Origin of the sequence: Kocuria rhizosphaerae (assembly GCF_044462265.1) — a bacterium.
GTDB lineage: Bacteria > Actinomycetota > Actinomycetes > Actinomycetales > Micrococcaceae > Kocuria > Kocuria rhizosphaerae.
In genome coordinates this window covers 37,608-56,198 of sequence record NZ_JBISWL010000021.1, presented here as the reverse complement: position 1 = coordinate 56,198, position 18,591 = coordinate 37,608, and the positions used below count along the sequence as shown (strand labels likewise).

The window sequence follows — 18,591 nt, the reverse complement described above, 5'->3', positions numbered from 1 at the left end:
CATGAGCACCCAGACCACCATCCGGGACGAGGCCTCCCGGCCCGTCCACCTCACCGAGGGCGCCGGCCTCGAGCGCCGGACCCTGACCGTGCCGTCCCTGGTGTTCCTCATCATCGCGGCCTCCGCGCCGCTCACAGTGCTGGCCGGCGGGGTCCCGTCCACCTTCGCCGTGACCGGGCTGCTCGGGGTGCCCCTCGGCTTCCTCGTGCTCGGCGCGATCCTCGCGCTCTTCGCCGTGGGCTACGGGGCCATGTCCGCGCGGATCACCAACGCCGGCGCCTTCTACGCCTACGTTGCCGACGGCCTCGGCGCCCGGCAGGGCATCGGCGCCTCGTGGCTGGCCCTGGTCTCCTACAACGCCATGCAGATCGGCCTCTACGGGATCTTCGGGTTCGTGCTGTCCTCCTTCCTGGAGGCACGGCTGGGCCTGTCGGTGCCCTGGTGGGCAGCCGCCCTGGCGGGGCTCGTGCTCGTGGGGCTGCTGGGCGTCAGCCGCGTGGACCTCTCCGCCAAGGTGATCGCAGTCCTCGTGAGCCTGGAGTTCCTCGTGGTCGTCGTCGTCGACGTCGTGTCCCTCGCCGTGGCCCCCGAGGGCGTCAGCGCCCAGCCGTTGATGCCCTCGGAGTTCTTCACCTACGGGATCGGCGCGGTGCTGTCCTTCGGGATCGCGGCGTTCATGGGCTTCGAGTCCGCCGCGATCTACAGCGAGGAGACCAGGGACCCCGCCCGGGCCGTTCCGCGGGCCACGTTCACCGCGGTGGCGATCATCTCGGTCTTCTACGCCGTCTCGGCGTGGGCCCTGGCCGTGGGTGTGGGGCCGGGCCGAGTGGTGGCCGCCTCACGGGAGCGCGGCCCGGACCTCGTGTTCGTGTTCCTGGGCGAGCACGGCGGGGTGCTCCTGGCCGACATGGCGCAGGTCCTGTTCATCACGAGCCTGCTCGCCGCCCTGATCGCCTTCCACAACGCGGTGGCCCGCTACTTCTTCTCGCTCGGCCGCGAGAGCGTGCTGCCCCGGTGGCTGGGCGTCGTGGGGGCCCGCAACCACGCACCGGTGGCCGGCTCGCTCACCCAGAGCGCGCTCGCGGTGCTCGTCGTGGCCGTCTTCGCCGTCGCCGGGCAGGGGTCCGAGCTCGGCCCCCTGTTCCCGGTGCTGACGCTGTTCACCTGGCTCGTCAACGCCGGTGCCTTCGGGCTGGTCTTCCTCCTGGCGGTCACGTCCCTCGCCGTGATCGGGCACTTCCGTCGTGACTCGGGCGGGCACTCGGCCTGGGTGCGCTGGATCGCCCCGGCGCTCTCGGCCGTGGGACTGGGCACCGTCCTCGTCCTGGTGCTGGCCAACTTCGACGTCCTCATCGGCGCGGAGGGCCCCGGCCTGCTCGCACTCGGCCTGCCCGCGCTCGTGCTGGGTGTGGGAGCGGCGGGCCTGGTCTGGGGCGGGGTGCTCCGGCGCCGCCGGCCTGAGGTGTTCGCCGCGGCCGGCTCGGGCCGCGCGGCGGCGGACCCGCGGTGACCAGCACCGTGCTGGCCACGGCGGGTTCCACGGGGAGGCGGACGGACGCGGCGACGGACTCCGGGGCGCCCTCGCTCACCCGGGACCCCCTGCGGATCGTCATGGTCGCCGGGACCGCCGCGTCCGTGGTCCTGCACGGCCACATGGCCCTCGCCCACGGCGGAGGCTGGGCCGTGCTCATGGCGGCCATGGCCGTCCTGTGCCTCGCGTGCCTGGCCGGTCTTCTCCGGGGCGGCCGGCCCGACGCCGCAGTGCGGATGACCACGGGCATGGCCCTGGCCATGGCGCTGGGCCACGTGCTCCTGCTCCCGCTGATGAGCGGGGACGGAGCCCACGCCCACCACGCGGCGACGGGCTCGGCAGCTCACCCGACCTCGCCAGCGCAGGACGCCGCCGCCGGTCACGGCGGGATGCTGCTGGTGGTGGCCGTCGAGCTGGCCGTGGCGGCGTGCGCCGTGGCCTGGAGCCGCCGGCATGAGGACCGTTCTGCTCGGAGGGAGACCTACCGATCGGTCTAGAATGGGGTCCGTTGTGTGACAGGAGTCATGGTGCGGACCGCTTCCGGCTCGCACCTGACGGACAGAGGGGGCGGACCGATGGTGCCGACCGGACCGGCCGCGGAGGCCGCACGCCCTGAGCTCGTGGAATCCATCCAGGATTGGGCGCACCTGACCTCGCGCTCCTTCGCCCCCCTGAGCTGCACGACGCCGGCTGCGCGCACCTTCCGGGCCGGGCTCGAGGACCGGAAGGCCGGGAACCTGCACGTTCTGCACCTGCGGTTCGGGCCCCACGCGGTGGAGCGCGTGCCCGGCGGCCCCGAGGACACCGGCGGCGGGCGGTTCAAGGTGAGCCTGCAGCTGGAGGGGCGGGGCGTCGTCGAGCAGGGCGGAAACCGCAGCGTCTTGGAGCCGGGCGACCTGGCCCTCTACGACACCTCCGCGCCGTACCGGCTCGAGTTCCCCGAGGACTCCCGGCTGCTGGTCCTGATGTTCGACCACCGCGTGCTCGACCTCCCGCCGGCCGCGGTCGCGCAGCTGCGGGCCCGTCGGCTGGGACCCGAGGGCGGCGTCCACTCCATGGTGGCGTCGTTCCTGGGCTCGATGGCCGACCACATGGACGTCCTGACCGGGATGAACGCCCAGCGGCTCGGCAACTCCGCCCTGGACCTGCTCACCACGTCCTTCAACCTCGAGCTCGACGACCAGGTGGCCGCCTCCACCCACGAGAAGGACCGCCTGCGGGCCCGGGTGCACGACTTCGTGGAGGCCAACCTCTCCCGCCCCGACCTCGACCCCACGACGATCGCCCGCGCCCACTACATCTCGGTGCGCCGGCTGCACCAGGTATTCCAGGAGGAGGGCACCACCGTCTCGTCGTGGATCCGCACCCGCCGGCTCGAGCGCTGCCGGCGTGCGCTGGAGGACCCCATGAGCGCCGGGGTGCCCGTGGCACGGATCGCCGCCCGCTGGGCCTTCCCGGACGCCGCGCACTTCTCGCGGGTGTTCAAGGCGGCCTACGGGGTCTCGCCGTCGGAGGCCCGGGGCCGCGCCCTGGCCGGCTGAGCGGCGGGCACCTCTGATCGGCTGTGGTCTGATGCGGCGGGTGTCGCAAGTCTGGGGATGCGAGAAGTCTCGTTCGGGAAATTTGCGCCCGCATGTTTCCGCGGTTCGGCCTGTCTCGCATCCTTGTGCTTTATCCCTGCCTCTAGAATCGGATGCTCAACGTGGGTTGCGAGACAGATGAGGTGGGCATGGGGAAGTTGATCGGGTACGCCCGGGTGTCGACACGGCAGCAGGACGCGGACCGTCAAGTGTTCGACCTATTGAGGGCCGGCGTGCGGCGCGATGACGTCTATACCGACCATGGAGTGTCTGGGAGCCGTGCATCACGTCCAGCCTTCGACAAAGCGGTGGCCGCCCTCGAGAAGGGCGACACCTTGGTCATCACCACGCTGGACCGGTTGGGTCGGTCGACGCAGAACATGCTGACTTTCGGCGAGGCGCTGCGGGGGAGAGGTGCCGGTCTGCGGGTGCTCAACCTCGGTGGGGGAGACGTGGACACGGCCACCCCGATGGGCTCGATGGTTTTCACGGTCATGGCGGCCCTGGCCCAGATGGAGCTGGAGATCAAGCGGGAGCGGATCACCGACTCCGTGGCCAAGCGCCGGGCCGCGGGTAAGGACCTAGGTGGGCGCCGCCCGACCTTCACCGACAGCCAGATTCGCAGTGCGCTGCGTCTCATGGAGGGCGGGGAGCCGGCGACGCAGGTGGCCAGGGACATGGGGATGTCCCGGGCCACCTTGTACCGGCGCATCCGGGAACTCCCAGGGCTGACCATCTGAGGTCGTCGTGGTCCACATCCCCTGCTGCCGGAGTCGCTCGTGGGCGAAGAGCTTGGATTTGCTGGTGATCCGTCCATTCTTGGGACAGACGGCATGTCACCGGTCGGTGCATCTGTCCCAGCATCGGGATGGGGAAGGTGGATTTCCGGCAGCCGGTGATGCCCCGACGGTCGCGCCGGACAGGTAGTAGGTCCGCACCGGGTGGCGCCGTGTCCGGGGTGGCTCAGCTGCTCGGAGTCACGTCCTGTGGCTCTGCCACGGTCACGTTATCGGCTCGTAGGAAGGGCTGGCCGTGGTAGTAGGCCAGTTCATCGGGACCTGGATCTCCTCCCACGTTCTCTTCGACCACCGGGGGGTTGAACACCTCGTGGATCGTGCCGGTGACAGAGATGGTGTCTCCGGCTTCGGGGCTGGCCTCTTCCGGGTTGTAGAACACCAGCAGCGGCGCCAGGGTGGTGTCCTCAGCACCGGTGATCGTGAAGCCCACTGGAGCGACGATCTCCTGGACCTGTCCGGTGACGATCACTTCCATGCCGCCGTAGTCCTCCCGCATGTCGACGAAGGCGCTGTCGTAGGGGCCGATGTACGGCTCCGTCGGCTCTGATTCCAGGATCCCGTCCTCCTGGGTGCTCTCGGTCTCCTCGACCGTGTCTGCCGTGTCTGCCGTGTCTGTCGTGTCCGCGCCGCAGGAGGTCAGTCCCAGCCCGGCGATGGCGAGAGCGGCTGCGGCGGTCGTGCGGAGTGTGGGGCATTGGGACGGTGTCACGGTGAACCTCCTGCAAGTGAGCTGCCAGCGGGCATCCCAGTGGCGTGCGGACCGGCTGATCCCCGACCGTAGGCACAGGTGAGGAGCAGAAACAACGAAGAGGCCGCTCCGGCACGGGCTCGGCGCACATCGTGACCATGCCGTGATCGGCTGGCCGGCGGACGGGTGATCAGGCCCGGCGGGTGGGACCGTGCGGTCAGTCCGAGCCGGTGGAGCTCTTGGCCTGCACGGTGTGGGTGAGGGTCATCAGCAGCAGCCCGCCGACGAGGTTCCCGGCGACCGCCAGCCCGAAGTTCTCCCCAAGGTCCCCAAAGGTCACGTCCGCGCCGAGCCAGAACCCGAAGAGCAGGTGCAGCCCGGAGACGACCACGTGATCGAAGGGACCCAGCGCGAGGAAGACCCCGACCAGGTAGGCCAGCACGATGCGGGCGGTGGCCGAGTCGGCGGCGTGCAGCAGGTAGGAGAGCAGGGTCAGCAGCGTGCCGGCGGCGATGGCCCGGGCGAAAGTCGCCCACCCGCTCTTGGCCGCGATCTCCTCGGCGACCGACACCAGGACCTCGTGGGCCCCGGCCGGCAGCGCACCCTCGACGGCGAAGATCGCAGCCATGACGGTTCCGCCCACCATGTTGAGCACCAGCACCAGGAGCCACAGCCGCCCCAACCGGAACCAGACCGAGGCCCCCTGCCGGTCGATGGCCGCGGCGACGGGGTCGAAGAAGTTCTCGGTGAAGAGCTCGGACCGGCCGATGACGAGGAACACCACTCCGGTGCCGAAGGCCAGGGCCCCAGCCAGTTTGCCCGGGCCGGCGCCGAAGCTGGGGGCGATCAGCTCCTCGGCCATGGACAGGGCGACGATGCCGAAGACGATGGTGACCCCGGCGATGAACCCGGTCGAGGCCTGCTCCAGGGGAGGCATGGACAGCCGTCGCGCCCCCTCGTCCTTGGCGCGGTCATAGATCTCGTCAGGGGCCAGTGCGCTCATGGACCACACCTACTCCACCGGTTGCCCAGGGGCAATGAGCCCTCTGGTCGTTCTCCGGTGGATCGGTGAGCCGGCAGAGTCCTCACGGGACACAGGAGGATGCGCTCGGCCGGGGGGCGGTCTCCGTGCGGTCCAGCAGCTCGGCGAGGGCATCGTTCACGGCCTGGGCGAGGGTGAGGTTGACCATGTGCCCGGCGCCGGGGACGCTCACGAAGCGGGTGCGGTCCCCGATGGTCTCGGCAATGAACCTGCCGCGCTGCCAGGGGATGGTCCGATCGCGGTCGCCGGTGAGGACCAGTGTGGGGATGCGCCGGAAGACGCTCAGGGAATCGGTGCGGTTGTAGGCCACCATGGCCGGGTAGAAGGCGGACACCACGGACTGCTGGGTGCGGGCCAACGTGTCCTGCACCCCCGAGGAGACCTCGGGCGAGGGCTGGTCGTCGCCGAAGAGCTGCTTGAGCAACCAACGGCGCCCCCAGGGCCGGCGGAACGGAGCCACCCGGTCGATGGCTGGAGCGAGAAGCCACAGCGACCAGGCTGCTGCCTTGGCCAGGCCGGCGCGCACGGCGACGTGCGCCACCCGGTCGGGCATCTCCATCTTCGGCAGGTGTCCTGCGGCCGTGGACAACAGAGCCACCCCGGTGATGCGGGGCCCGAAGAGTTCGGGGCGCTGACCGGCCAGTGAGATGACTGCCATCCCGCCCATGGAGTGGCCCACGAGCACGATCGGTCCTTCGCCCGCCGGCTGGTCGATGACTTCCCCCAGATCCTGGCCCAGCCGGTCGATGCTGGCCGACCGGTAGGTCCCCCAGCCGCTGCGGCCGTGGCCGCGCTGGTCGAAGACCACCACCCGGGCACGCCGTTCCAGGGCCTGGCACTGGTACCGGAACTCCTGGGCGTCGGAGGCGAACCCATGGGCGAACACCACGGTCACCGGGGCGTCCGCCCGGCCCAGGACCTCCGTCCACAACTCCACCCCGTCATCGGTGCGGACCCCGGCCGGGCCGTCCGCCGTGCGGGAAACCGGAACCAGGAACCGCACAGCACCACTGAGGGCTGCCACGGCCGCGCCGGACAGGAGCACCCACGGCGCGGTGGTCCTGCCACGGGGTACGGTCCCGCTGCTGAGTCTGCCGCTCATCCTCTTCTCCTTCTCTACAACGTGACTGGCGGGATGACGGGGGCGTCACGGATCTTCTCCGCCTGCACCTCAGGACGAATCCGCCCGGAGGCGCACGAACCGGTCGACCGGGACAGGGTGGTCGTCGTGGGGCATATCAGTTGTCGACGACGGGCGAATACTCAGCAGATGCGACCATGACGAGAAACCACCCCGTCGTTACTGCTCACTTCTCGACCGTCGTTGACAATCAGTGAGGGCTGACAGTCAGGTGGCCGCTCGAGGAAGCCGACGTCGTCCGTCCCCGAGGCTGCCGGCCACCGATGGTGGCGACTGGTGCAGCCACCACCGAGGCTGGCCGGCACCAGGTCACTCGGCCAGAGACGGTTCCGGCCACGCTAGCAGCGCCTCGTGAAAGTTCTGGTCCGCACCCTCCGGGCCGCCGCGTTCAAGAGCACGTCAGACAGCCGCGCGAGGTGTTTTGCTCTGCACTGGGGAACAGGGTCCTGCGGGTGGGGGGGCCCGTAGGGTGAGCGGATGGACATCGCGCATCTGTTGTGGAACTCCGTCCCGCCCTGGGCGACGATCGCGTTCTTCGCCGTGGACCTGGTCATCCGGCTGCTGGCACTGGGCACGATTCCGCACAACCGGCGTCCCTCCGCGGCCTGGGGCTGGTTGCTAGTGATCTTCTTCTTCCCCATCCTGGGCGGGCTGGTGTACCTGGTCCTGGGCCGGGCCGACCTGCCCGAGGCCCGCAAGGCCAAGCAGCGCGAGGCGGCGGGGCTGGTCGACGCGCACGGCCCAGGCACCGGTGCGCAGGAGGTCCGGGAGATGCCGGACTGGCTGGCCGAGACGGTGCGGCTGAACCAGCACAACGGGGCGTTCCCCGTGGCCGGGGGTCACCGGCTCGAGGTGCTCGACGACTACGACGCCTCGCTGGCCGTGATGGCCGAGACGATCCGGGGCGCGCGGCACTACGTGCACTTCGAGTTCTACATCGCCGTGGCCGATCCCACGACCGAGCCGGTGATCGCCGCCCTGGAGGACGCCCACGACCGTGGGGTCACCGTGCGGGTGCTCATCGACCACCTCGGCTCGGTCGGGTACCCCGGCTACCAGGACCTCGTGCGCCGGCTGGACGGTGTCGGGATCGACTGGCGGCGGATGCTGCCGGTGCGGCCCTGGCGCGGTGAGTACCAGCGCCCGGACCTGCGCAACCACCGCAAGGTCCTCGTGGTCGACGGGGTCGTGGCGTTCACCGGGTCGCAGAACGTCATCGACCGCAGCTACAACAAGGCCAAGAACAAGAGGCAGCACCTGCAGTGGATCGGGATGATGGTCCGCCTGCAGGGACCGGCGGTCGGGCACCTGGACGCGCTCTTCGCCACCGACTGGTACTGCGAGACCGACAAGATGGTCATGGGAACCGACCGGGCCCTGGGAGCGAACCCTGACCGGTCTTCCCCGGGGGAGCTGGTGTGCCAGGTGCTGCCCTCAGGGCCGGGGCTGGCCCAGGAGTCCAACCAGCAGCTGTTCAACCACCTCTTCGCCTCCGCCCGGGAGCGGATCACCGTGTGCAGCCCCTACTTCGTGCCCGACGACTCGATGTACAACACCCTGCGCACCGCGGTGGGCCGCGGGGTGCAGGTGCACCTGTACATGGGCGAGACCTCCAACCACGCCCTCACCCACCACGCCCAGCGCTCCTTCTACGAGATGCTCATCCGCGACGGCATCCGCATCCACCTCTACCGGTCTCCATACGTGCTGCACTCGAAGTTCGTGCTCATCGACGACGAGACCGCGGTGGTCGGATCCTCCAACATGGACATCCGCTCCTTCGTGCTCGACCACGAGGTCAACCTCATGGTCGTCAGCGCGGACTTCGTGGGCCGCCTGGACGAGATCGTGACCGGCTACCGGCGGAACAGCCACGAACTGGCCCTGGAGGACTGGCTGGCGAGGCCCTGGTACCAGAAGTACCTCGACAACACCGCGCGCCTCACCTCCGCCCTGCAGTGACCCAGGGGACGCTCCGTGGGCGGGCATCCAGGGCTTGACAAGGTAGTACCGACTTGCTGTCCAGTACTTCGTTATGCCTGTGTGACGGGTTTTGGAGATACGAAGGAGGCTGAGCTCTTAGGGTGGGGAAGTCCGTAGCGAACGATTTCCATCGAATGGAGAACATCATGTTGACCAGCTCGAAGAAGAGAATGTTTGCTCTGCCGGCCGCAGCTGCCTTCGCCTCGGCGCTGATGGTCGGCTGTGCTGAGGAGACCCCGGTCCAGGAGGCGCAGGAGGGCGACGCCTCGGCGACGGCGGCGATCCTCAACGAGACGGTCACGATGCAGAACGAGGTCACCGAGATCGTGGGCCCGAACCTCTTCACGGTCGGTGAGGACGACACCCCGGTGGTCGGGGGCGACGCCGCCGCTCAGGACCTGCAGGACGGGGACATGGTCCAGGTCACCGGCACCGTCCGCCAGATCGTGGAGACCGACATCGAGACCGAATGGGGAGTCGACTTCAACGACGACGAGACGTCCTACCTCATCGAGCGTGAGCTCGACCTCGGTGTGGTCGCCGACGACATCCAGGTCATCGAGGACAACTAGACCCTGGCCCCAGGACGTATGGAACCCTTCCCACCGCTGCGGCGGGAAGGGTTCCTCTCGTCGGGAATCCTGCCCTGCACCGGCCGCGGGCCGGACAGAGGGCAACTGCCGAGCGGGACTTCCTTGTCGTGGGTGGTCGAGTGAAGCGGGTACCTACTCGGCGATGGTGACGGTGGCCTCGGTGAGGTAGGGCTCGGACTCCCGGTTGACGAGGTAGTTGGCGTTCTCCTCGTCGGTGAGCTGGTACAGCCGCTCCCGGTCCCCGGGATCGCTGAAGAGATCACTGGCGGCCACGGTGCCGGTGGCCTCGACCTCGTCACCGGGGCGCAGATCGGCCGGCATCTCGCTCACGAAGACCACCGTCTGCTCATTACCCATGGTCAGGAACTCCTCCCCGTAGATGCCTTCTACATCGTTGGTGAGAGTGATCTCCTGCCCGACCAGTTCTTCGGTGGAGACCCCGGACTGGTCCAGGTGGGTCAGCCGGGTCTCGTCCTGGCACCCGGTCAGCAGCAGCGCCCCGGTCAGGCCGGCGGCGGCGACGGTGAGTGCCCGATGCGTCATCTGCGTGCTCCTTGGTGCTCCGGTGACGGTGGGCAAGGTGGCCGCTCCCCGACCTGTGTCGTCCCACCCTAGCGAGCACAGATGAGGGACGGGGTGAGAGGCCGGCCAGGCGGGGGTCGTGGTCCAAGAGTGCCTGTCGTCGCACGTCGCCCCACGGCCGGTCCGGCCCGTCCCGTGGGTGATCGCTAGGGTGGAGGACCACGACCCAGCAGTCGACGTGCTGCCTGCGAAACGGCGGAGACGTCCACCGGTTCGCAGTTCACAGCAGACAGGGTGTCGATGAACTCTTTCGCACACGCTGACGGCGCCAGACGGCACCGGCGTGGTCGTGCCAGGTCGTGGCTCACGGGTGTCGTGGCGGGGCTGGCCGTCTTGGGCCTGCTGGTGACCGGGTACGGGGTGACGGTCGAGCCGCGGTTGATCCTGGACGGGGAACGCATCCAGGCCCGTATTCCCGGACTGAGTCCGGAGTGGGAGGGGGCCCAGGTCCTGGTGTTCTCCGACCTGCAGGTGGGCATGTGATGGGACAACACCGGGATGATCGAGCGCGTGGTGGAGCGGGCCGTGGCCGCCGATCCTGCGGCGGTGCTGCTGCCTGGGCATTTCCTCTACCAAAGCGAGACCAGCATCCAGGAACGGGTGGACGACGTCACCGGGCTGCTGGACCCCCTGACTAAAGCCGAGATCCAGGTGTACGCGGTGATGGGCAACCACGACTACGCCGTCGAGGCCGTCGAGGAGCTCACCACGGCCTTCGAGGAGCGTGGCATCGAGGTCCTGGCCAACGAGGCCGTCCTGGTGCCCGCTCCCGGCGGCGGCCGCGGGTCGGGACTGTTCCTGGTCGGGATGGGGCCCTCCTCGGTCGGGGAAGCCGACCCTCAGAAAGCACTCGACGACGTACCGGAGGCCGCACCACGGCTGGTGATGATGCACAACCCCACCACGTTTCCCGAGCTGCCCGCCGACACCGCCCCGATGTCGGTGGCTGGGCACACCCACTGCGGGCAGATCGCCCTGCCCCTGCTGTCCCGGTGGTCGTATCTGGGGCTCACCGAGGAGGAGGAGGAGCTCGTGGCCGACGGCTTCGCCCCGGACGGGTACGGGGCCGAGGGCAACGAGATGTTCGTGACCTGCGGGATCGGGTTCAGCCTGCTGCCGGTGCGGATCAACGCCCCGCCCCAGCTGCTGACCATCGAGCTGCACCGGGCCTGAACTGGCCCGGTCACCACCCGTACAGGACTACTCGGCGCCGAGGCTGGCCTGGTCCAGGTAGGGCTGGCCGATGTGGCGGTCGTAGAAGCCGGCCTCGTTGTCCACGTCGTCCTGGTCGACCCTGGCCTGGAAGTTCGTCTGGAGGGTGCCGGTGATTTCCACGACCGCGCCTTCCTCGGCGTCGGGGAAGGCGTACTGGGCGCTGACCAGCAACGGGTCCAGGTCCGGGTTGTCGGGGTCGGTGAGGACCATCGCGGAGCGGGAGGGCACCAGGTCGGCGATCTCCCCGGTGAGGTTCACCTGCTGCCCGGCGTAGGAGGCCACGTTCGTGCGGAAGTCCTCGTCGTAGGGCCCGGTGTAGGCGACGGTGGCCTGCTCACCAGGGGTCTGCTCCGTCTGGGCCGGGCTGGACTCGGTCTCCGGGGCAGGCTCCGGCGTGTTGCCGGCACCGCAGCCGGTGCTCACCCCGGCGGCCGCGGCCACGGCCAGGGCACCGACCAGCTTCCGTGCTCGAAGACGGTGGTGGGTGGTGTTCATGGTGGTCCCTCTCGTCGTCGAAGCGGCGCACTGAGTTCTCGCCGAGGAGCTGTCCCCGCCGGGGGATCTGTCACTGGGCCGGCAGACGCGGACCGCATCATGGGCACGGTTCCTGCGGGGCGGTGCTGGTCGCCGCCGTGATCAGCCCAGCGCGGTGATCAAATCCATGCAGGCGACCTCGCACCGGCGGCAGGCCTCGGCGCAGATGCGGCAGTGCTCGTGCCGGTCCGCGTGCTTCTCGCACTCATCAGCGCAGGCCTTGGCCACCATCCAGCAGGCCCGCAGCGCGGCCAGGTTGATGTTGACGTCGTAGCCGGTGTGCCGGGAGAGCACGTTGCCGGTGGCCGCGCACAGATCCGCGCAGTCCAGGTTGGTGCGGATGCACTGCGTCAGCTCCGCCACCGTGTCCTCGGACAAACACGCGTCTGCACACGCCGTGCAGGTCTGGGCGCACTCGAAGCAGGCGGCGATACAGGCCGCCAGCTTCACTTCGTCCACCACCCCGAGGTCCTTCGGGTAGTGGGTCAGCATCGATGGAACGTGCATCATAGTCGCACTCCAATCTCTCCGACCCCAGCGTTCTGGGCACAACAGTTGGGTCCGAGCCGGTGGACCCCGCCACCCCGCAGGTGTTCGACCGTAACCCGCGGCGGCGGGGTATGGGAACCGCTGCCGGTCCAGGTCAGGGGACTGACAGACCCCGCTCAGGGAAACACGATATGGGGCCTGTGGAGCCACGGCACCCGCTACCAAAGCGCAGCTCGGGCACCGGATCACCGGGCCAACCACAGGCCAGGTGCGCCCGCTGTCATCATGCCGTGCGCGGGGCGGGGCGAGTGAGCAGACCGCCAAGGTCACCTCCGACGGCGCTGTGCTCAGCCCGACTCGACCGTGCTTTCCGTGCTCGTGCTGCCAGGCACAGACACCGGGACGTTGGGCCTCGGCCGGAGGGAGCAGCCGCAGATTGCGGCCGACCATCGTGTCCGATCCGCTACACCGGACAGAGCGATGTCACCGGGTGGCCAGGTGTCGCCGGGCACCGCAGCGTCTAGCCCGGGCCCAGAACGTGTGCGTGATCGAGGGATCGGGGGACCCCGTGCGTGTGACCGTTTTCGGGGCTGACAACGACATCGGCCAACAGGTCGTGGAGGAACTGCTGTGCCGCGGCTACGGGGTGCTGGTCTTCGTCACCGACCCCACCACGGTGCCGGTTACCTGGGGACCTCGGGTGCAGTTGAGCACCGGGCGGCTCACCGACCGGGCGGCCGTCAGCGCCGCCGTGGCCTGGGGTGAAGCAGTGATCAACGCCCTCGATCCCCGCCTGACCCGTCCGAGTGCGCACCTGGTCGAAGGCACCGGGGTCGTGGTGGCCGCGATGGCCCGGCACGGGGTGCGCCGGTACATCGGCCTTGGCAGCCCCGCCGTCGGGCGGTGCCCCACGGAACGCCCCACCCCGCGGGTTCGGGCCCACTGCGCCTACCTCAAGACCGTCCACCCGCGGGTGCACCAGCAGGTGCGGCAGATCATGACCACGGTCACCGGCACAGAGCTGGACTGGACGATCGTTCGGTTCCTGCGCCACACCCGCGGCCCCGGGCCCGGGCTGAAGTACGTAGGCTACGTCGGCCACGACGACCTGGGGTGCTGCGCGGCCGCCGGTGACATCGCCGCCTTCGCCGTCACCCAGCTGCTCGACACCCGCCACGTCACCGACGCCCCCGCCGTCAGCAACTGACCCGCACCGGCCCATCCCATCTCGGCTGCCTCGCCCACCATGCATACCCGTGGTCCACGAAAGTGCGGGGGCAAGCACTTTCCCGCAAGAACACGCCTGATTTGCCGCTGACCAGGCATAACGATCTCCTAACGGTGCGGTCGGAAGACGCGCAGAAGGATGGGATGTTCCTTGCATCACGATGAACAGCTTCCTTAGGGTCGATGGGCATCAGGCCGGGGCGCTGACCGATCAGCCCCTCGGCGACAGCCACCACGACGCAGGAGGCACACCATGAGGACACGAGATCGACGCAGCACACGGGCGGTGGCCGCGGGGATCGTCGCCGTCGCCGGCCTTGGGTTGGCAGGGTGCAACACCGAGGGTCCTGAGGAGGGCACCGACGTCGAAGACGTCACCGAGGGCGAGGTCCTGGAGTCCTCCCCGGCACCCCAGGAGACGGATCCTGAGGTCGGAGCGGGTTACGTCGGACCCTACGACCAGGCCTTCTACGACGAGAGCGAGACCTACGCAGGCCAGGAGGTCACCGTCTCCGCGGAGGTGACCGAGACACTGTCGACCGACACGTTCGTGATCGCCGGTGCGGCCGGCACGGCAGTGGATCCGCTGCTGATCGTCGAGGAGCAGGAGATCCCGCCCCTGGACGACGGGCAGGTGGTGGAGGTGACCGGCACGGTCGCCCAGGACTTCGACATCGCCGCCACCGAGGAGGAGCTCGGCATCGATCTGGAGGACGAGCTCTACGCCGACTACGTGGGCGAGCCCTACCTCATGGCCACTAGCGGGGAAATCCTCGAGCAGGAGTGAGGATCGGGGCGGCCGGGTCGCCCGGTCCCGGGGGCGGTCCAGCATGAGCGCATGCACGCGCAGGGCCGCCTCTGTCCATGTGCGGACAGGGGCGGCCCTGCGCTACGGGGTGTCCGATCATCAATTTGATGGGGGTTCTACTCCTCCGGCATCAGTTGCACGTCGGTGGGCTCGACACAGGGCAGCTGGTCGTAGTTGCCGATGAAGGTGTCCCAGCCAGAAGCGTGAACGGGCTATGGGTCTCCGGTGTGACTTCGCCGGATGTGCCGAGGAGCCACTCAGGCGCGGCGGAGGCAGCCCCTCACTGACGGCTTGTCCGCCTGTCTGGCGCCTCAGCCGCCGGCTGGGTCTGCCGTGGGGAGGACGTGGGCGACCCAGCGTGCCACCTGCTCGGCGACGAGCTGGGGGCGGGTCAGGGGCAGCATGTGACCCTCCTCGGGAAGGCTGAGGAGTTCGCCCTCGGGCAGCGCCCCCATCAACTTGCGCAGTTCTTCCTCGGACACCTCGGGGTCCGCGCTGCCGTGGATGACCAGGGTGGGCACCGTCAGGTCCGGGGCCATCCGACTGCCGTCGTGGCTGATGCTGGCCAGCGTGGTGCGGGCCAGTGCGCGGGGCCGGCTGTTGAGGAAGTCCTCCCGCACCCTGGCGACGAGTTCGCGCGGGGCGTCGGAGGTGAACGCGAACCGGCGGATGAGCCGGTCGGACAGGACCTCCAGAGACCGAATCCGCTTGCCGACCAGCACGACGGTGCGCAGCACCTTCATCCAACCCAGGCGCAAGCCGGCCTGCACCGGTGCCGGCAACCTGCGCGCCGGAAAGCCGGGGAAGGTGACGGTGGACCCGCCGGAGCCGGCGAACACGGCCCCGGCCACACGGTCGTTGCCGCAGTGGTGGGCGCGGGCGACGACGATCCCCCCGCCCAGACTGTTGCCGACCACCACGGCAGCAGAGCCGTCAGGGACCACCTCGCGCAGCACCGCGTCGAGGTCCTTCGCATGGGCCGCCATGGAGTAGTCGCCGTCGCGGGCGTCACCGCTCTGGGCGTGCCCGCGCAGGTCGTAGGCCACCACGCGGTGCTCCGCGGCGAGCAGGTCCGGGACCGTCCCCCACGAGTCGCTGGAGAGCCCGAGGCCGTGCACCAGCACGACGATCGGGGCGTCGGCGGGCCCCCAGATGTGCAACGCCAGTCGGGTCCTGTCGAAGGATGTCACGTCGGTCATCGCTGCACTGCTCCTCGGATCGGTGCGGGCTGCCTCGCCTGCGGCCATGCCCCACCCTAGAGGGGCCGACTCACCTCGCGGCAAGGGGGAGGGCCCGAAGGTCACCCGTCCGCCCGGGCGGCCCCGGTCAGGTCATAGGTTCCCGGGCGGGAGCACATGATGCGGTGCCGTCCTTGCCGTGGTTGCGCCGTCCTCTCTGGCATGAGGACCCCGAAGCCGGCAGCCGCGCAAGCCACCCGGTGTCTCCCACGCACCACCGGAGGCGCACCATGACGATCCACGACCGAGGCGCCACCCGCGTGCTGAACGCGACGCTGGCAGCTGTGACCGCACGGGGTCACGTCCGATGCAACCAGGACGGCCCGGTCCCGGCCGATCCCCTGCTCATCGTCGAGGACCAGGAGATCCCTGCGGTGACCGGCGGTGAATCCATGGAGAGCACCGGCATGATGCAGAAGAGCTTCCCGGTGGTCGAGGTCGAGGAACAACTCGGGATCGATCTGGAGGACGAGCTGTAGGCGGACTTCGAGGGAGAGAACTACATCATGGCCACCCAGGGACAGGCCGACGGGGAGATCCGCCGAGGGACCACAGGACCTGATCGGCTCACGACCGGCCGTGGGTGGTTCAGCTCCCGGTGTGCCTGCGCGCCCAGCGGAGCACGAGGAGGCCAGCGACCAGGGAGCCGCACATCCCCGCGAACAGGTCCACGACCGTGTCCGTGTAGCCCACCAGCATGCCTTGTGGGCTGATCTGCTCGACCACCCACTCGTAGTACTCCCACAGCACCGCTGCGGCCGAGCCGACCAGGGCCACCCACAGCACCGGTGCCCACCCCCGGACCGAGCCCGCGGTCCGACGGGCATCGGGCAGCAGTCCGGCGTCCACCAGCAGGAAGTAGGACACCGCCGCCAGGCTGCCCGGAGTCAGGACGTGGACGACCGTGTCGAAGTGCGGGATCTGCGCGTACCAGTGCTGCACGGACCCCCACATCGCCAGCAGTACCAGCACCGCGAAGGCCGCTACGAAGCCGGTCGGCACCTTCGCCCGCCGGGTCAGCAGCAGCACCACCGTCACCGCCGCGAAGCGCAGCATCCCGTCCCAGCGCTGCATCATCCCCAGCCCCACGGCGCTGGCCACGGCCACGGCCACCGCCGCGAGGAACACCCACGATCCAGCTCTGCTTCTCGTGCTCATCCGCCCACGCTACGGCCCTGGACCCGGGGACCGCCAACACCGGCTCCAGCGGCGCACGGCCTGCCGGTACCGCGCCTCCGCCGTGGGCCGTGGCGCGGTCGGCTCCGGCTCAGCCCAGGTCCACTGACTCAACGTCAGTGGATGCGGGCTCGGCGCACACCGAACCGGGGCGCCTCCGACACCGTCGGACGTCGATAGCCCTCTCTGTCAGTCTTGAGTGAGGCACCAGGATGGTCCTGATCAGTGTCTCGAGGGTGGGGGGAGATTCCCTGATGACGACGACAGTGACGCAGCCTGGTCCGTCCGGGCAGGCTGGAGTGATGAACGATGTACCCGACCCCGAGGTGCCCGAACGGGCGCGCCGGCGGACCTACACGGCGAAGTACAAAGCCGACGTGCTGGCCGAGTACGAGGCCTGCGACCGTGCCGGCAAGGGCGCGCTGCTGCGCCGGGAGGGCTTGTACTCCTCACTGATCAGTTCCTGGCGCGACCAGCGCGAAGCCGGTGCCCTGGAAGCGTTGGGCAAGTCCTCCGGTCCTGCTCCAACGGATCCTGCCACGCGCGAGGTGGCCCGGTTGGGCAAGGAGAATCAGCGCCTGGCCGCAGAGCTTGAGAAGGCCAAGGCGGTGATCGAGGTGCAGGGAAAGCTCTCGGCTCTGTTGGACACTCTCGCGACCGACAGCAGCGACAACGACAGCGAGCGATGACCGACGCCGCGATCACCGTGCTGACCCCCGTGGTGGGCGTCAAGGACGCCTGCGCGGCGGTGGGCCGCCCCCGTGCGACCCACTACCGGCGCCACCGGAGGGCACCGGCACCGTCACGGCAGCCCCGGCCGCAGCCACGGGCGCTGTCGGGCCCGGAGCGGGCCCCGGTGCTCCACGAGGAACGGTTCGTGGACCTGGCCCCGGCCGAAGTGCACGCGATCCTGCTCGACGAGGGCCGCTACCTGTGCTCGGAGTCCACCATGTACCGGCTGCTGCGCACCACCCACGGGCAAGTTCGGGAGAGACGCCGTCAGGCCGTTCACTCGCCGCGGGTCAAGCCCGAGCTCGTCGCCCGCGCCCCGAACGAGTGCTGGTCGTGGGACATCTAATGCCGACGTCGGCATTAGATGTCCGCTACCCACAACCGGTTCGGGGCATCGGCGGCGAACCGGCGTTCCACCAGATCCGCCGGCGGCGGGGCGTGCGCTCCCTCGCTCAGGGTGGTCTTGCGGGTCTTCTCCCGAGGAATCCCGCGCAGCCCCGCAGCGCGCATCAACCGCTCCACGGTGCACCGCGCCACGGGGACCCCCTTGCGCTTGAGCTCGGCGTGGATCTTGCGGGCCCCGTAGACCCCGAGGTTGTCCCGGTGCACGGTCGTGATCTGCTCGGTCAGCTCGGCGTCCCGCACAGCACGGGCCGAGGGGTCGCGGTGGCGGTGGGCGTAGTAGGTGCTCGGGGTGATCTGCACGCCGGCATCCCGCAGGACCCGGCAGATCGGCTCGACCCCGAACCGGTCCCGGTGGGCGTCGATGTAGGCGACGACCACGGCGGTGGCTACTTGGTCCTGCGGTTGAGCTCCGCGGCCGCGAAAAAAGCCGCGGAGGTCTTGAGGATCTCGTTGGCCCGGCGCAGCTCGCGCACCTCGCGCTCGAGTTCGGCGATCCGGGCCGTCTCATCGGTCGTGGCGCCCGGTCGGACGCCGCCGTCGACCTCGGCCTGCCTCACCCACGTCCGCAACGCCTCCGGATGGATCCCCAGCTGCTCGGCGATCCGCTTCATCGCCCCACGGCTCGTGGCCGGATCCGCCCGCGCCTCGATCGCCATCCGCGTCGCCCGCTCCCTCAGTTCCGGGCTGTACTTCTTCGGTGCTGCCATGACTCTCATCCTTCACTGGTTTGAGAGCCTCCACCGAACCCGGGGCGATTCACCCTGGCCGGTGTCCTGGGCTCGAACTTCGACAGCGACGAGGCCATCCGCGACGCCACCTACAGCCGGCGG

Annotated in this window: 23 protein-coding genes; 13 read left to right on the top strand and 10 right to left on the bottom strand. The window is 69.6% G+C overall.

Features of this window, described 5'->3' with window-relative positions:
* Position 1: 1 nt before the first annotated feature.
* The 4 genes from ACH9EU_RS02780 (at position 2) to ACH9EU_RS02765 (ending at position 3,851) form a co-directional block, all read left to right on the top strand.
* Positions 2–1,510 (top strand): APC family permease, encoded by a 1,509-nt coding sequence (locus ACH9EU_RS02780; RefSeq protein ID WP_396412406.1) that lies wholly within the window; start codon positions 2–4, stop codon positions 1,508–1,510.
* The gene (locus ACH9EU_RS02775; protein WP_396412405.1) at positions 1,507–2,028 is read left to right on the top strand and encodes a hypothetical protein; all 522 of its coding nucleotides are present in this window, start codon (positions 1,507–1,509) and stop codon (positions 2,026–2,028) included. The genes ACH9EU_RS02780 and ACH9EU_RS02775 overlap by 4 nt, the downstream gene beginning before the upstream one ends.
* Before the next feature lie 78 nt (positions 2,029–2,106).
* The gene (locus ACH9EU_RS02770; RefSeq protein WP_396412404.1) at positions 2,107–3,072 is read left to right on the top strand and encodes an AraC-like ligand-binding domain-containing protein; all 966 of its coding nucleotides are present in this window, start codon (positions 2,107–2,109) and stop codon (positions 3,070–3,072) included.
* Positions 3,073–3,260: 188 nt separating this feature from the next.
* On the top strand, positions 3,261–3,851 hold the full coding sequence (locus ACH9EU_RS02765; protein WP_396412479.1) for a recombinase family protein: 591 nt from the start codon (positions 3,261–3,263) through the stop codon (positions 3,849–3,851).
* A gap of 223 nt (positions 3,852–4,074) precedes the next feature.
* On the opposite strand, the gene ACH9EU_RS02760 is transcribed toward ACH9EU_RS02765, so the two are convergent.
* From ACH9EU_RS02760 to ACH9EU_RS02750, 3 genes are all read right to left on the bottom strand, one after another.
* Complete coding sequence (locus ACH9EU_RS02760; RefSeq protein WP_396412403.1) at positions 4,075–4,617, bottom strand: hypothetical protein; 543 nt, start codon at positions 4,615–4,617, stop codon at positions 4,075–4,077.
* A gap of 196 nt (positions 4,618–4,813) precedes the next feature.
* Positions 4,814–5,599: a formate/nitrite transporter family protein gene (locus ACH9EU_RS02755; protein WP_396412402.1), complete on the bottom strand. Its 786-nt coding sequence runs from the start codon at positions 5,597–5,599 to the stop codon at positions 4,814–4,816.
* An 82-nt stretch (positions 5,600–5,681) separates the two neighbouring features.
* Positions 5,682–6,740, bottom strand: coding sequence for an alpha/beta fold hydrolase (locus ACH9EU_RS02750; RefSeq protein ID WP_396412401.1), 1,059 nt, complete (start codon positions 6,738–6,740; stop codon positions 5,682–5,684).
* 516 nt (positions 6,741–7,256) lie between these two features.
* Between ACH9EU_RS02750 and cls the strand changes: the two genes are divergently transcribed.
* Positions 7,257–8,741, top strand: coding sequence for a cardiolipin synthase (cls, locus tag ACH9EU_RS02745; RefSeq protein ID WP_396412400.1), 1,485 nt, complete (start codon positions 7,257–7,259; stop codon positions 8,739–8,741).
* A 167-nt stretch (positions 8,742–8,908) separates the two neighbouring features.
* The gene (locus ACH9EU_RS02740) at positions 8,909–9,334 is read left to right on the top strand and encodes a hypothetical protein (protein WP_396412399.1); all 426 of its coding nucleotides are present in this window, start codon (positions 8,909–8,911) and stop codon (positions 9,332–9,334) included.
* A gap of 153 nt (positions 9,335–9,487) precedes the next feature.
* Here ACH9EU_RS02740 and ACH9EU_RS02735 read toward each other — a convergent pair whose 3' ends face one another.
* Entirely contained in the window at positions 9,488–9,898 is a 411-nt protein-coding gene (locus ACH9EU_RS02735; RefSeq protein WP_396412398.1) for a hypothetical protein, read from the bottom strand.
* A 279-nt stretch (positions 9,899–10,177) separates the two neighbouring features.
* On the opposite strand from ACH9EU_RS02735, the gene ACH9EU_RS02730 reads away from it, so the two are divergent.
* Both ACH9EU_RS02730 and ACH9EU_RS02725 read left to right on the top strand, forming a co-directional pair.
* Positions 10,178–10,420: a hypothetical protein gene (locus ACH9EU_RS02730; protein WP_396412397.1), complete on the top strand. Its 243-nt coding sequence runs from the start codon at positions 10,178–10,180 to the stop codon at positions 10,418–10,420.
* Between the two features lie 15 nt (positions 10,421–10,435).
* The gene (locus ACH9EU_RS02725; RefSeq protein WP_396412396.1) at positions 10,436–11,110 is read left to right on the top strand and encodes a metallophosphoesterase; all 675 of its coding nucleotides are present in this window, start codon (positions 10,436–10,438) and stop codon (positions 11,108–11,110) included.
* Between the two features lie 27 nt (positions 11,111–11,137).
* Here the strand turns inward: ACH9EU_RS02725 and ACH9EU_RS02720 are convergent, their stop codons facing one another.
* Positions 11,138–11,647 (bottom strand): hypothetical protein, encoded by a 510-nt coding sequence (locus ACH9EU_RS02720; protein WP_396412395.1) that lies wholly within the window; start codon positions 11,645–11,647, stop codon positions 11,138–11,140.
* 141 nt (positions 11,648–11,788) lie between these two features.
* Positions 11,789–12,196: a four-helix bundle copper-binding protein gene (locus ACH9EU_RS02715; RefSeq protein WP_396412394.1), complete on the bottom strand. Its 408-nt coding sequence runs from the start codon at positions 12,194–12,196 to the stop codon at positions 11,789–11,791.
* Between the two features lie 523 nt (positions 12,197–12,719).
* On the opposite strand from ACH9EU_RS02715, the gene ACH9EU_RS02710 reads away from it, so the two are divergent.
* Both ACH9EU_RS02710 and ACH9EU_RS02705 read left to right on the top strand, forming a co-directional pair.
* The gene (locus ACH9EU_RS02710; protein WP_396412393.1) at positions 12,720–13,382 is read left to right on the top strand and encodes an NAD(P)H-binding protein; all 663 of its coding nucleotides are present in this window, start codon (positions 12,720–12,722) and stop codon (positions 13,380–13,382) included.
* 273 nt (positions 13,383–13,655) lie between these two features.
* A complete protein-coding gene (locus tag ACH9EU_RS02705; protein WP_396412392.1) occupies positions 13,656–14,189 on the top strand; it encodes a hypothetical protein in 534 nt (177 codons plus the stop codon).
* A gap of 332 nt (positions 14,190–14,521) precedes the next feature.
* On the opposite strand, the gene ACH9EU_RS02700 is transcribed toward ACH9EU_RS02705, so the two are convergent.
* Positions 14,522–15,409 (bottom strand): alpha/beta fold hydrolase, encoded by an 888-nt coding sequence (locus ACH9EU_RS02700; RefSeq protein ID WP_396412391.1) that lies wholly within the window; start codon positions 15,407–15,409, stop codon positions 14,522–14,524.
* 269 nt (positions 15,410–15,678) lie between these two features.
* On the opposite strand from ACH9EU_RS02700, the gene ACH9EU_RS02695 reads away from it, so the two are divergent.
* The gene (locus ACH9EU_RS02695) at positions 15,679–15,927 is read left to right on the top strand and encodes a hypothetical protein (protein ID WP_396412390.1); all 249 of its coding nucleotides are present in this window, start codon (positions 15,679–15,681) and stop codon (positions 15,925–15,927) included.
* Positions 15,928–16,036: 109 nt separating this feature from the next.
* Here the strand turns inward: ACH9EU_RS02695 and ACH9EU_RS02690 are convergent, their stop codons facing one another.
* A complete protein-coding gene (locus tag ACH9EU_RS02690; protein ID WP_396412389.1) occupies positions 16,037–16,606 on the bottom strand; it encodes a hypothetical protein in 570 nt (189 codons plus the stop codon).
* Between the two features lie 320 nt (positions 16,607–16,926).
* On the opposite strand from ACH9EU_RS02690, the gene ACH9EU_RS02685 reads away from it, so the two are divergent.
* Together ACH9EU_RS02685 and ACH9EU_RS02680 are read left to right on the top strand one after the other, a co-directional pair.
* The gene (locus ACH9EU_RS02685; RefSeq protein ID WP_396412388.1) at positions 16,927–17,313 is read left to right on the top strand and encodes a transposase; all 387 of its coding nucleotides are present in this window, start codon (positions 16,927–16,929) and stop codon (positions 17,311–17,313) included.
* Positions 17,310–17,702 (top strand): hypothetical protein, encoded by a 393-nt coding sequence (locus tag ACH9EU_RS02680; protein WP_396412387.1) that lies wholly within the window; start codon positions 17,310–17,312, stop codon positions 17,700–17,702. The genes ACH9EU_RS02685 and ACH9EU_RS02680 overlap by 4 nt, the downstream gene beginning before the upstream one ends.
* Positions 17,703–17,716: 14 nt before the next feature.
* On the opposite strand, the gene ACH9EU_RS02675 is transcribed toward ACH9EU_RS02680, so the two are convergent.
* The gene (locus ACH9EU_RS02675; protein WP_396412386.1) at positions 17,717–18,139 is read right to left on the bottom strand and encodes an IS3 family transposase; all 423 of its coding nucleotides are present in this window, start codon (positions 18,137–18,139) and stop codon (positions 17,717–17,719) included.
* A gap of 8 nt (positions 18,140–18,147) precedes the next feature.
* Positions 18,148–18,468 (bottom strand): transposase, encoded by a 321-nt coding sequence (locus tag ACH9EU_RS02670; RefSeq protein WP_396412385.1) that lies wholly within the window; start codon positions 18,466–18,468, stop codon positions 18,148–18,150.
* Positions 18,469–18,591 lie beyond the last annotated feature (123 nt).